The following is a 12,939-nucleotide window of genomic DNA, read 5'->3' as shown; positions in this document are numbered from 1 at the left end:
GGAGCTAGCCTCCCTTGACTGAGCCCGCGAGCAGCCCGCGGACGAAATAACGTTGGAGCGAGAAGAACACGATCAGCGGCACGATGATGGTGACGAAGGCCGAGGTGGTGAGGATTTCCCAGTCGCCGCCGCGCGAGCCGAGCAGGGCGTTGAGCTTGCCGGTCAGCACCAACTGGTCGGAGCCGGAGCCCAGGAACACCATCGCCACCAGAAGGTCGTTCCAGACCCACAGGAACTGGAAGATGGCGAAGGAGGCGAGCACCGGGAAGGACAGCGGTAGCACGATCTTGACGAAGATCTCGAAGTCGCTGGCGCCGTCGATGCGGGCCGACTCCATGATCTCGCGCGGCAGGCCGGCGATGTAGCTGCGCAACAGGTAGATGGCGAAGGGCAGGCCGAAGCCTGTATGCGCCAACCATATGCCGAGATAGGTCTTGGCCGGCACGCCGAAGAACAGCCCGACACCGTTGTAGAGCTTGAGCAGTGGGATGAGCGACATCTGCAGCGGCACGACAAGCAGGCCGATGATGACGGCGATCAGCAGCGCGCGGCCTGGAAATCGCATCCAGGCCAGCGCATAGGCGGCATAGGCCGCGATCAGGATCGGGATGATGGTCGCGGGAATGGTGACCGTCAGCGAGTTGATGAAGGAGCGGCCGATACCCTCCGAGAACAGCACCGTCTGGTAGTTGTCGGTGGTGAAGCGCGGCGGCGCCGACGACGCGTAGTAGACGCGCTGGCCGCGGTCACCCTCGAAGGCCTTGGGCGATTGCAGCACGAAGGAGCCGTCGGCGTTGAGCTGAAGCGAAACGCCTTCGCCGAGATCGGCAACCGTGCCGGCTTCGTATTGTGTAGGCTGCTGCGCCTTGGTGCCGAAGGCGCTGATGTTGCGCGCCGGACCGTCACCGAAGATGTTGCCCTCGATGACGAACTTGCCATCCTTTTCGATCTGGGCCGAAGCACCCGGCAGGCGTCCGGCCTCGGTCTGCGACGAGGTCGAAAGTGCTGTCCACCAGCCGGAGACGATGAGCTGGTCCTTGTCGCGCAGCGAGCTGACCAGGATGCCGAGCGTCGGGATGGTCCAGATGGCGACGAAGACAAGCACTGCGATATGGACGCCGAAGCGGCCGAAAAAGGACTTTCCGCTTGCGCTGGCCATGTCAGTGTCCTCCCCCGCCTTCGCGATTGGCCTGGCGGATGTTCCAGATCATGATCGGCACGACCGCGAGCATGATGATGACGGCGATCGCAGCACCCCGGCCGAAGTCCCCGCCGCCGCGGAACATCCAGTCGAACATCAGGTTGGCCAGGACCTGGCTGTTCCACTGGCCGTTGGTCATCGTCAGCACGATGTCGAAGACCTTGAGCACGAGGATGGTGATGGTGGTCCAGACCACCGCGATGGTGCCCCATATCTGCGGCACCATGATTTTCCAGAAGATCTGGAACGGGTTGGCGCCATCGATGACGGCGGCCTCGATTGTTTCCTCCGGGATGCCGCGCAGGGCCGAAGACAGGATGACCATGGCAAAGCCGGTCTGGATCCAGATCAGGATCACCATCAGGAAGAAGTTGTTCCAGAACGGCGTCGAGATCCACACCTGCGGATTGCCGCCGAGATACTGCACGGCCGCGTTCAGGATGCCGATCTGGGTCTGGCCTTCGGCGCGGTATTCGTAGACGAATTTCCAGATAACGCTGGCGCCGACGAACGAGATGGCGAGCGGTAGGAACACCAGGCTCTTGGCGATGTTGCCCCACCAGATCTTGTCGGTGAGCACCGCGATGATCAGGCCGAAGAAAGTGCAGGCGGCCGGCACGACCGCGAGCCACAGCAGGTTGTTGAAGATTGAATTTCGAAATTCGCGGTCGCCGAAGGCCCAGCTGTAATTGGCGAGGCCGACGAAATTCTGGCCGGTGCGGTCCATGACGGAGAGCCTCAGCGTTTCGATCACCGGGTAGACGAGATAGACGGTGACGATCAGCATCGCCGGGCCGACGAACAGCCACGGCCGGATCAGGCCCTGGCGGCGCAGATTGTCGACAGCGGCAGCACCCGAGACGCCGCGCGAAGGAAAGACCGCGTCGAGGATCTTGTTGGCGCCCCAGTAGTAGACGACGCAGCCGCCGACGCCGATGATGATTGTGAAAATGGCCGAAAGTATCTGTGCCGTCATGGGATCATCCCCCTGGGATCAGGCTGACATCGCTCAGAATTACGAATGGAAAAGCCGGGGCGTCCGGACCCGGGCCAACAGGCCCGGATCGCAACTCGCATGGACGTCCGCGGGGCGCGCGCTACTTGATCGCGTCCCAGCTCTTCTGGATGTCGGCGGCGACATCGGCCGCAGGCTTGCCGCCGACGAGGTCGATCATGCCGGTCCAGAAGGCGCCGGCGCCGATCTTGCCCGGCATCAGGTCGGAACCGTCGAAGCGGAAGGTCGAGGCGTTGACCAGGATGTCACCCTGCTTCTTCAGCGCTTCGTTGCCATAGGCTTCCTTGTTCGCCGTCTTGAGCGGGGTCAGGAAGCCCGATTGGGCCATCCAGACCTCGTGGGCCAGCGGCATCTTCAGGAAGTCGATGAAGGCGCGCGCGGCCTTGGAGTCCTTGGCGATGGTGAACAGCGTTCCGCCGCCGAGCACCGGATTGCCGAGCTCTGGCTTGGCGGCCATCGGCGGCAGGTAGAAGAAGTCGGCATCCTCGCCGAGCTTGGTGCCTTCAGGGAAGAAGGACGAGATGAACGACGCCTGGCGGTGCAGGTAGCACTTCGGCGGCACCGCAAAGAGGCCCTTCGGGCTGTCGCGGAAGTCGGTTGCGGCGACCGCCGCCTTGCCCCCGTCGACATATTTGTCGTTGGTGGCGATCTTGGCGAAGATGTCGAGCGCGCCGACCACGGCCGGATCGTTGAACGGAATCTCGTTCCGGGTCCACTTGTCGTAGACGTCGGGCGCCTGGGTGCGCAGCATGATGTCTTCGACCCAATCGGTCGCCGGCCAGCCGGTGGCGCCGCCCGAGCCCAGGCCGATGCACCACGGTACGCCGCCATCGGCGACGATCTTGTCAGTCAGGGCCTGCATCTCTTCCCAGGTCTTGGGCACTTCATAGCCGGCTTCCTCGAAATTTTCCGGCACGTACCAGACCAGCGACTTCAGGTCGGCCTTGAACGGGAAGCCGTAGAAGCCGGGCTTGCCGTCCTTGTCCTTGTAGGTGCCGAGATCGACCCAGGACTGGCCGGCGCCGTAATTCTCCTTGACGAAGTTGGCGGTGCCCTCGTCCAGGGCGGTGAGCAGGCCCTTCGACGCCAGGTCCTGGATCAGGCCGGGCTGCGGCAGGATGGCGATGTTGGGCGGGCTGCCAGCCTGCGTGTCGATGACGATCTGCTGCTCGTAGTTCTCGGACGACGAGTAGTTGATGGTGGCGCCGGTGGCCTCGCTGAAATATTCGAGCACCGAGCGGGCCAGGGCTTCGTCTTCGCCGCGCCACGGCCCGAAGATCGAGAGCGTCTCGCCCTTCAGGTCGACCTTCTTGAGTTCTTCGAAATTGGCCCAGGTGAAACGGGCGTCCTCGCCCGGCTTGAACTTCAGCTCCGCCGAGGCGGGCGCGCTCAGGGCAATGGCGGCCAGCGCCACGCCCAGTAACAGGGACTTCCTCATGGTCTTCCTCCCAGTGGATCGAAAACTCCGGACGGAACCTCCATTCCGTCCGCCTGCACCGCCCCGACTGTGCCTCAGACTTGCGCGAGCTGCAACTACACCGCACAACGGCATTTCAAAGCGCTTTGGCTAGCTTCATCACGCCACCGGAATCGAAAAGAGTCAAGAGCGCGGCCGAACTAATCGATTTAAATTTGCCTTGCATGTGCGGTGCAGCATGCTTTTTGGGCGTCGCAGCAGTAAATTCTGCTTCAAACCAAGCACCTGAGGGCCTAGTCTTGCCGGCGCGACACGGCTACTTGGTTCGGCGATCGGACCAGGCTGTATCTAAAGCGCTTTGGGAATCGGGGCCGAGGTGAACCTCAAGCAACTTTCGACCATGCTCCAGCTTTCGCAGACGACGGTGAGCCGTGCGCTCAACGGCTATCCCGAGGTCAACGAGGAAACGCGCCGCCGCGTGATGGAGGCGGCCAAGCGCCATGGCTACCGGCCCAACCCCAGCGCGCGCCGGCTGGCGACCGGCAAGGCCGGCATGATCGGCTACGTCATGCCGACGGGCGCCGCCGTCGACATCGATCCGCATTTCGTCGAGTTCCTGTCGGGCCTTGGCGACTACGCCCGCGGCCACGAGCTTGACCTGGTGCTGAGCCCGGCCGATGCCCAGGACGAGGAGACGACCTACCGGCGCATCGTCGCCAACAAGCAGGTCGACGCGCTCTACATCTCGGCGCCTCGCGCCGCCGACAGCCGCATTGCGCTCGCCCACCAGCTTGGCGTCCAGTTCATCGTTCATGGCCGCAGCGAGGGGCTGGACTTCGACTATCCCTACATCGACATCGACAATGAAGGCGCCTTTCACGACGCGACGCGGCTGCTGGTCCAACTCGGCCACAAGCGCATTGCCCTGATCAACGGCGACGACACCCAAACCTTTGCCATCTTCCGCGAGCGCGGCGTCAGGCGGGCGCTGTTGGAAAGCGGACTGGCGCTTGATCTCAGGCACATTCGCTCCGAGGTCATGATCGAGGAGAACGGCTATCGCGCCGCCCGCAGCCTGCTCGAAGCGTCCGACGCGCCGACGGCTATCGTCTGCTCCAGCCTGATCATGGCGCTGGGCGTGGTCAGGGCGGCGCGCGACCTCAATTTGTCGCTGCCCGGCGACCTGTCGCTGGTCAGCCATGACGACGTCTTTCCCTGGCTGAAGCCCGAGCATTTTTCGGTGCCCCTGACGACTACGCGCTCCTCCATTCGCGCCGCCGGCGCCCGTGTCGCCGAGCGGCTCGCCGCCCGCATCTCGGGGCTGGAGGACGGTGCCCGCGGCGAGGTCTGGCCGGTCGATCTCGTGGTGCGCGGTTCGATCGCGGGCGCGCGATAGCGGGCGCTGTTTCCACAACGGGGCTGCCGTTGTGGCCGTTCATCTGGGGATGAACGCGTACATAATCTTTTGCAACTGGGTGTCATCTGGCACATAGTCGCGCCATGATGAAAACCGCAGCCAAGCCCGTTTCCAAGAAGCCCGACTATGAGAAGGCGTTGCGCAAGGCGGGCATCCGCATCACCCGGCCGCGCAAGATCATCCTGGGCATACTGGGCGAGACCGAGGACCATCCCGACGCGCTCGAGATTTTCCGCCGCGCCGAAACCATCGACAAGAGCATCTCCCTGTCCACGGTCTACCGGACGATGAAGCTGCTGGAGGAGATGGGTGCCATCCACCGCCATGCCTTCGAGGGCGGGCCGTCGCGCTTCGAGCAGGCCGGCGGCGATCACCACGACCACCTGATCGACATCGAAACCGGCAATGTCATCGAGTTCCGGTCCGACAGGATCGAACAACTGCAGCAGGAAATCGCTCGCCAGCTCGGCTACGACATCGTCCATCACCGGCTCGAGCTCTACGGCCGCCGCCGCAAGGATTGATGACGTAAGGTCAGGGCACGACGAGTTGATCGGCCTCTGCCGGTGCCTGGACGCGCGCGAGTTGACCTTGTCACGGGCCCGGTCAATCATGCCGCCACCCCGGACCACAGCAATCAGCAGACAGGAACAGCGACCATGGAAAAAGCCGAAATCGGACTGATCGGGCTCGGCACGATGGGCTCGAACCTGGCGCTCAACATCGCCGAAAAAGGCCATCGCATCGCCGTCTTCAACCGCACCCCGGCGAAGACCCAGGCTTTCGTCGAACAGGCCGGCGACCTGCGCAACATGATCGTGCCCTGCGCCTCCATCGCGGAGCTGGCCGAGGCCATCCGCCCGCCGCGCCCGGTCATCATCATGGTGCTGGCGGGCACGCCGGTCGACGAGCAGATCGCAGCGCTTCGCGGCGTCATGTCGGCCAACGACATCGTCATCGACGCCGGTAATGCCAACTTCCGCGACACCATGCGCCGCTTCAAGGAGCTCGAGGGCTCGGGCCTGACCTTCATCGGCATGGGTGTCTCGGGCGGCGAGGAGGGCGCGCGCCACGGCCCCTCGATCATGGTCGGCGGCACGCCTGAATCCTGGACGCGCGTCGAAGACGTGCTGACCGCGATATCGGCCAAGTTCAAGGGCGAGCCATGCGCGGCCTGGCTCGGCACCGACGGTGCCGGACATTTCGTCAAGACCATCCACAATGGCATCGAATATGCCGACATGCAGATGATCGCCGAGATCTACGGCATCCTGCGCGACGGCCTCGGCATGAAGCCGAAGGAGATCGCGCTCGTATTCGCCGGCTGGAACAAGGGCAGGCTGGAGTCCTACCTGATCGAGATCACCGCATCCGTACTCGAAGCCGACGATCCCACGACCGGCCGCCCGGTGGTTGACATCATCCTCGACCGCGCCGGCCAGAAGGGCACCGGCAAGTGGTCAGTCATCGAGGCGCAGCAGCTTGGCATTCCGGCAACGGCGATCGAGGCGGCGGTGGCGGCGCGCGTGCTGTCGTCGATGAAGGACGAACGGCTTGCGGCGGAGAAGGCCTATGGCGCCAACACGCTGAAGTTCGCAGGCAGCCGGGACGAAGTGCTCGGGGACCTGGAGCTGGCACTGTTTGCCGGCAAGATCGCTGCCTACGCGCAGGGTTTTGCCGTGATGGCCGGCGCCTCGAAGGAGTTCGGCTGGAACCTGCCGATGCCGACCATCGCCAAGATCTGGCGCGCCGGCTGCATCATCCGCTCGCAGTTCCTCGACACCATCGCCGAAGCCTTCGGCAAGGCCGAACCGTCGACCAATCTTCTGATGGTGCCGGCCTTCGTCGAGATGATGGGCAAGGCGCATCCTTCGCTCCGCCGCATCGTCGCCCGTGCCGCCGAGGCCGGATTGCCGGTGCCGGCGCTGTCGTCGGCGCTGGCCTATTTCGACAGCTATCGCCAGGGCCGCGGCTCGACCGACCTGACCCAGGCGCAGCGTGACTTCTTCGGCGCCCACGGTTTCGAGCGCATCGATGCGCCCGGCGCACATCACGGCCCGTGGGGAAGTGGAAGCTAGGCTTCGTAGGCCTCCACCGCTCTCGGGTGGCTGATGCTCTGCAGCGAGGCCATGTCGCGTCCTGAAATGCGGCCAAGCACAGCGTGGGCAAGTTCCGCGCCGGCCAGCCGGATGTCCTCATTGACCGCATAGAGCTGCGGCCGCAGCAGGTGCAGCAGCGTCGATGTCTGCTTCGAGACGATGTCGACATCCTGGCCGAGCTTGAAGCCGGCATCCTCGACACCCGCGACCAGCGCGAACGTGCCGGCACCCGCTCCGCTGACGAAGCCGTCCGGGCGGTTGGGCCGAAGCATAAGCTCAGTGGTGAGTTTGCGGAGCTCTTCGATCGAATGGTCGACGGTGGCGGTCGGGAAAGGCACCTCGCTCAAGCCGTGCTCCATCAACGCATCGGCAAAGCCGTCGCGCATGTGCCTGTAGTAGCTGAGGTTCGAGGGCGGTGCGAGCAGTGCCAGCCGCTTCCGCCCCAGCGCGGCAAGCTTCTCCACCGCCTCGCGCGAATAGGCACGGTTGTCGAAGTCGTGGAAGGGGTGCTCGATACCCATGTGCGTGCGGCCATGCGTGGCGAAGGGCATGCCGTGCTCGGTCATATAGCGCACGCGTTGATCGTCGGGCTCGATATGCGAGATGATGACGCCGTCGGCAGACGCGGTCTCTACGACATAGCGCACCGGTTCGAGCGGATCGTTTGTGCGCGAATAGGGCGTGACGACGAGGTGATAGGGCGTCGGCGCCAGGGCCTCCGAGATGCCGTAGATCAGGTCGGAGACGAAGCCGCCGATCTGCTCTTCGGTGTTGAGCACCAGGCTGATGACATTGGTCTTGCCGGTCCGCAGGCGCACGCCCGCGCGGTTGGGACGATAGCCGATCTGCTTGGCCACCAGTTGCACGCGTTGCCGGGTCGCCGCCCCGATTTCGGGGGCGTCCTTCAGTGCACGGGAAACGGTGGTCACGCCAAGCCCGGTCATGAAGGCGATGGTCTTCAGCGTCGGTGGGCTGGCCTCGCCACTGGCCGCCTGCGCGGCACTTTCGTCCGGCGGTGTCTTGTCGTTCATAGCCATTGCCCCGCCGTCCTTACTGATCGGCATATCGCATCTGCATCATGGACCGTGCAAGCTTTTCCGACAAGAACTGTAACGTTGCACTTGGATTTCCTGGAAGGCCAAAACGAGCGTTGAGGCGACTTCGGACCGGGCTGCAGAATTGCCAGCCGGCATCGCAGCGCTGCGTCGGATGTTTCGGCAATACGACAACGGAAATAGTCGGTTACAGCGAAATCAAGCCGGATTTTCTTGACCCGGGGGCGAGGCTCTTTAGTTCGGGTCCCGAAGAAAATCACTACACTGGCCTTGCTGCCCATTGCGTCAGGTCGCGAGTTGACTTACGCTCCAAATCTGTAACGTTACAGATAAGAGCCGATGCGACTGCAACGGCGTAAATTTTTGGCCGCTGTTGCTGCTGTCGGGCCGATTTCGGGGCGGGTTTGCCGTCGAGACGACGCATGCCGCGCTGGCCAAGATGAACCGCATACGCAACCAACCGGACGAACGAGATGGACTGGTCATTTCAACTTTACAGCGCGCGCAACTTTCAGCCTTGGGAAGATGTGCTGAAGACGCTTGCCTCGCTCGGCTACACCCAGGTCGAAGGGTATGGCGGGGTCTACGAGAATCCGGAGGCGTTCCGCGCGGAGCTCGACAAGAACGGACTATCCATGCCGAGCGGTCATTTCGGCATCGACATGCTCGAACGGGACTTCGGCGCAGCCAAGGGCATCGCCGAAACGCTGGGCATGAAGCTGATCGCCTGCCCTTGGCTCGAACCGGCGGAACGACCGACCGATGCGGATGGCTGGCGCGCTTTCGGCCGCCGGCTCGCCGCAATCGGCAGGAAAGCCAGGGACGCCGGCTTCGACTTCGCCTGGCACAACCATGATTTCGAGTTCGTCCCGGTAGCCGGAGGTCTCGTGCCGCAACGGCTGATCCTGGAGGCTGCGCCCGATATCGGCTGGGAGATGGACGTGGCCTGGGTGATCCGCGGCGGCGACGATCCGCTGCATTGGATCGAGGAGTTCGGCCCGCGTATCGTGGCCGCCCACGTCAAGGACATCGCGCCCGATGGCGAGGCCAAGGACGAGGACGGCTGGTCGGATGTCGGCCATGGTGTGGTCGACTGGGCGGGATTGGTGATCGCATTGCGCAACCGGACGCCGGCACAATACTTCGTCATGGAACACGACAATCCTGCCGATTTCGAGCGCTTCGCGCGTCGCTCGATCGCAGCGGCCACGACCTTCTAGGGAGCATCGCATGGCAAGGAAACTCGGAGTCGGGGTGGTTGGCTGCGGCAACATCTCCACGACCTACTTCAAGCACGCGCCGGCGTTCAAAGGCATCGAGATGCGCGCCTGCGCCGACATCAACATGGACGCGGCGCGCGCCCGGGCAAAGGAATTCAAGCTGCGCGCCGAGACCGTCGAGGGGCTGCTGGCATCCGGTGACATCGACATCGTCGTCAACCTGACCATTCCGGCGGTGCACTACGAGGTCTCCAGGCAGGCGATCGATGCCGGCAAGCACGTCTATTCGGAAAAACCCTTCGTGCTCGCCATCAAGGACGGGCTCGACTTGAAGAAGCGGGCCGAGAAGAAGGGCGTTCGCATCGGCTCGGCACCCGACACCTTCCTCGGCGGCTCGCACCAGCTGGCGCGCCACCTGATCGACACGGGCAAGCTCGGCAGGATCACCAGCGGAACCTGCCATGTGATGAGCCACGGCATGGAACAGTGGCACCCCAATCCCGACTTCTTCTTCCAGCCGGGCGGCGGGCCGATCCTCGACCTCGGGCCCTATTACATCGCCAATCTGGTGCAACTGATCGGGCCGGTGGCCCGCGTCGCAGCCTTGTCGTCGATACCGGCCAAGGAACGCACGATTTCGTCCAAGCCACGCGCGGGCGAAAAAATCCCGGTGACCACGCCGACGACGATCCTGGCGCTGATGGAGTTCGAGAACGGCGCGGTGTTCACCTTCAATGCCAGCTGGGACGTCTGGCACAGCGGTCACGCCCCGATGGAGCTCTATGGCGAGGCGGGCACCATCCACATGCCGGACCCCAATTTCTTCGGCGGCGAGTTGCGTTACACCAAGGGTGAAAAGCCGGTGAAGACGCTGCCGAAATGGGACCACCCGTTCTCCGTGCCCAACGAAAAGCATCCGGAAGGCATGATGGCCAACTACCGCACGGCGGGCCTCGCCGACATGGCGCTGGCGATCATGCAGGGCAGGCCGCATCGCTGTTCGCTGGAGCTCGCCAATCACGTCATCGACATCATGACCGGCATCCTGAAGTCGGGCGAGACGAAGAAGTTCGTCGAGATGCAGACCACTTGCGAGCGGCCCGCGCCGCTGGGGCCCGCCGCTGCGAGGGGGCTGCTGGCAATGGCAAAATAGGCTAAGAGTAGGGGACGGCGCCATCCGCCGATTCCCCTTTTTCGAGGACACCATCATGACCTGGCAGCCGGCCGCAAACCGCTACGAAAACATGGTCTACAACCGCTGCGGCAGGTCGGGCCTCAAGCTGCCTGCGATTTCGCTCGGCCTGTGGCACAATTTCGGCGAGGACACGCCGCACCAGACCAAGCGCGCCATCTGCCAGAAGGCCTTCGACCTCGGCATCACCCATTTCGACCTCGCCAACAATTACGGCCCACCGCCCGGCTCGGCCGAAACGGCATTCGGCGAGATATTGCGCACCGATTTCGCCGGCCTTCGCGACGAGATGATCATCTCGACCAAGGCCGGCTACGACATGTGGCCGGGGCCTTACGGCGAGTGGGGCAGCCGCAAATATGTGCTGGCGAGCCTCGACCAGAGCCTCAAGCGCATGGGGCTCGATTATGTCGACATCTTCTATTCGCACCGCTTCGACCCCGAGACGCCGCTTGAGGAGACGATGGGCGCGCTCGACCATGCCGTGCGCTCGGGCAAGGCGCTCTACGCCGGCATCTCGTCCTACAACGCCCAGCGCACGCGCGAGGCCGCCGACATCCTGCGCCAGCTCGGCACACCCTGCCTGATCCACCAGCCGAGCTATTCGCTGATCAACCGCTGGGTCGAGGACGACGGCCTGCTCGACGCACTCGACGGGCTCGGCATCGGCTCGATCGTGTTCTCGCCGCTGGCCCAGGGCATGCTGACCGGCAAGTACCTGCAGGGCGTTCCCGAGGGCAGCCGCGCATCGCAGGGCAAGTCGTTGCGGCAGGCTTTCCTCAGCGACAAGACGCTCGCCAACATCCGCGCGCTCAACGCCATTGCCGAGCGCCGCGGCCAGACGCTGGCTCAGATGGCGCTGGCCTGGGTTCTGCGCGGCGGTCGCGTGACCTCGGCGCTGATCGGCGCCAGCCGTCCCGAGCAGGTCGAGGATTGCGTCGGAGCGATCAGGAACCTCGCCTTCAGCGACGCCGAACTGGCCGAGATCGACCAGTATGCGCGCGACGCCGACATCAACCTCTGGGCACGCTCGGCCGAGCGCGAAGGCCCGGTGCGGCAGAAGAAGTAGGCCGGCGCGCCAAAGCTCCGAGCGTGCACGCGGCGGGAGTTCCCGCCGTTTGCTTTCGGGGCTGGTGGGCCGAACATTGTCTTTGCCGGCCGGACGCGCTAGCAAAACCGATGTCCAATCGCCATCTTGGGGCGATGGATTGTTCCGCCTGGGTCCTGCCCGGGCGAGGAAAGGTGCCGCCCGACACGTGTGCCGGGCAGGGAAAGGTAAAGGAATGGCGGCGCGGGCTACGCTGACGAAGAACCAGCAGAAGGTTCTGGAGAAACTCGAAGCGGCGACCGGGCCGCTCAGCGCATATACGCTGCTCGACCAGCTGCGCGACGAGGGCTTCCGCGCGCCGCTGCAGGTTTATCGTGCGCTTGAATCGCTGATGAAGGACGGGTTTGTTCACCGTCTCGAAAGCCTGAACGCCTTCGTTGCCTGCTCCGAGCCGCACGACCACAGCCATCACAACCATCGCATGACGGCCTTCGCCATCTGCGACACCTGCGGCCAGGTCACCGAGATTTCCGACGAGACGATCGGCAAGCGCCTCGACGACTGGGTCGGCTCGACCGGCTTCGTCGCCAAGAAGGCGGTCATAGAGTTCCGCGGCACCTGCGCCAAATGCGCCGCGATTGCCGCCTAACGCGCCGTCGAGAACGCAAACCAGATAGCCACCGCAGCGAGCAGAGCCGACAGCGTCCGGCGCGCGATGCGCTCGCGCCTGCTATCGTTGAGGAATGGTTCGAGCGTCCCTGCCAGCGTGACGATCAGCGCATGGATGACGGTCGCAACCGCAACATAGATTGCGGTGAGCGTGATGGTCTGCGACAGCACCGGCCGTTCGGCCACGATGAATGTCGGCAGGACCGCGACATAGAACACCGCAGCTTTCGGGTTGAGCAGGTTGGTGACCAGCCCGCGCATGAAGTAGCGCCGGTCGGCGTCCTTGTCGGTAGCGACGACCTCGGCCTGGCCCCTCCAGCCCTCATAGGCGAGAAACAGCAGGAACAACACGCCGGCCCATCGCAGGCCCTCATAGAGCAGGTTCGAAGCTTGAATCAGTTCGGTGACGCCCAGCGCCGCGACAATGCCGAGGACAGCGAGGCCGAGCGCGATGCCGGCCACGGTGGCGAAGCCGGCGCGGCGCCCTTCGCCGGCCGACACCAGCGCAAGGTAGGTCATGTTCGGCCCGGGCGTCAGCTCGATGATCAGCGACGTCAGGGCGAAGGAGGCGAGCGTCGCCGCGTCCGACGACGTCGCGAACTCCAT

Annotated in this window: 12 protein-coding genes; 7 read left to right on the top strand and 5 right to left on the bottom strand. The window is 64.1% G+C overall.

Annotated features, from left to right (window positions below; translation table 11 throughout):
• Window positions 1-4 precede the first annotated feature (4 nt).
• The 3 genes from CO731_RS01295 to CO731_RS01285 form a co-directional block, all read right to left on the bottom strand.
• Window positions 5-1,159, bottom strand: coding sequence for a carbohydrate ABC transporter permease (locus CO731_RS01295; RefSeq protein WP_108605609.1), 1,155 nt, complete (start codon window positions 1,157-1,159; stop codon window positions 5-7).
• Window position 1,160: 1 nt separating this feature from the next.
• Window positions 1,161-2,177: a sugar ABC transporter permease gene (locus tag CO731_RS01290; protein ID WP_108605608.1), complete on the bottom strand. Its 1,017-nt coding sequence runs from the start codon at window positions 2,175-2,177 to the stop codon at window positions 1,161-1,163.
• 121 nt (window positions 2,178-2,298) lie between these two features.
• Window positions 2,299-3,654 carry an ABC transporter substrate-binding protein gene (locus CO731_RS01285; RefSeq protein WP_108605607.1) on the bottom strand — a complete coding sequence of 452 codons (1,356 nt, stop codon included), beginning with the start codon at window positions 3,652-3,654 and terminating at the stop codon, window positions 2,299-2,301.
• A gap of 355 nt (window positions 3,655-4,009) precedes the next feature.
• Between CO731_RS01285 and CO731_RS01280 the strand changes: the two genes are divergently transcribed.
• The 3 genes from CO731_RS01280 to gndA all read left to right on the top strand — a co-directional run bounded on the left by CO731_RS01280 (window position 4,010) and on the right by gndA (window position 7,128).
• Window positions 4,010-5,029, top strand: coding sequence for a substrate-binding domain-containing protein (locus CO731_RS01280; RefSeq protein WP_108609560.1), 1,020 nt, complete (start codon window positions 4,010-4,012; stop codon window positions 5,027-5,029).
• 104 nt (window positions 5,030-5,133) lie between these two features.
• The gene (locus CO731_RS01275) at window positions 5,134-5,574 is read left to right on the top strand and encodes a Fur family transcriptional regulator (protein ID WP_108605606.1); all 441 of its coding nucleotides are present in this window, start codon (window positions 5,134-5,136) and stop codon (window positions 5,572-5,574) included.
• A gap of 135 nt (window positions 5,575-5,709) precedes the next feature.
• Entirely contained in the window at window positions 5,710-7,128 is a 1,419-nt protein-coding gene (gene gndA / locus CO731_RS01270) for an NADP-dependent phosphogluconate dehydrogenase (protein WP_108605605.1), read from the top strand.
• On the opposite strand, the gene CO731_RS01265 is transcribed toward gndA, so the two are convergent.
• Window positions 7,125-8,186: a LacI family transcriptional regulator gene (locus CO731_RS01265; protein WP_108605604.1), complete on the bottom strand. Its 1,062-nt coding sequence runs from the start codon at window positions 8,184-8,186 to the stop codon at window positions 7,125-7,127. The two genes, gndA and CO731_RS01265, sit on opposite strands and share 4 nt — an antisense overlap.
• Before the next feature lie 491 nt (window positions 8,187-8,677).
• On the opposite strand from CO731_RS01265, the gene CO731_RS01260 reads away from it, so the two are divergent.
• The 4 genes from CO731_RS01260 to CO731_RS01245 all read left to right on the top strand — a co-directional run bounded on the left by CO731_RS01260 (window position 8,678) and on the right by CO731_RS01245 (window position 12,313).
• The gene (locus CO731_RS01260) at window positions 8,678-9,424 is read left to right on the top strand and encodes a sugar phosphate isomerase/epimerase (RefSeq protein WP_108605603.1); all 747 of its coding nucleotides are present in this window, start codon (window positions 8,678-8,680) and stop codon (window positions 9,422-9,424) included.
• Window positions 9,425-9,434: 10 nt separating this feature from the next.
• Window positions 9,435-10,577, top strand: a complete 1,143-nt coding sequence (locus tag CO731_RS01255) for a Gfo/Idh/MocA family oxidoreductase (RefSeq protein ID WP_108605602.1) — start codon at window positions 9,435-9,437, stop codon at window positions 10,575-10,577.
• A 55-nt stretch (window positions 10,578-10,632) separates the two neighbouring features.
• The gene (gene mgrA / locus CO731_RS01250) at window positions 10,633-11,685 is read left to right on the top strand and encodes an L-glyceraldehyde 3-phosphate reductase (protein WP_108605601.1); all 1,053 of its coding nucleotides are present in this window, start codon (window positions 10,633-10,635) and stop codon (window positions 11,683-11,685) included.
• A gap of 214 nt (window positions 11,686-11,899) precedes the next feature.
• Complete coding sequence (locus tag CO731_RS01245) at window positions 11,900-12,313, top strand: Fur family transcriptional regulator (RefSeq protein WP_108605600.1); 414 nt, start codon at window positions 11,900-11,902, stop codon at window positions 12,311-12,313.
• Here the strand turns inward: CO731_RS01245 and CO731_RS01240 are convergent.
• A complete protein-coding gene (locus CO731_RS01240; RefSeq protein ID WP_108605599.1) occupies window positions 12,310-12,939 on the bottom strand; it encodes a LysE family translocator in 630 nt (209 codons plus the stop codon). The two genes, CO731_RS01245 and CO731_RS01240, sit on opposite strands and share 4 nt — an antisense overlap.

The organism is Aminobacter sp. MSH1 (assembly GCF_003071665.1).
Lineage (GTDB): Bacteria > Pseudomonadota > Alphaproteobacteria > Rhizobiales > Rhizobiaceae > Aminobacter > Aminobacter niigataensis.
This window is presented reverse-complemented; position numbering and strand designations above follow the sequence as displayed.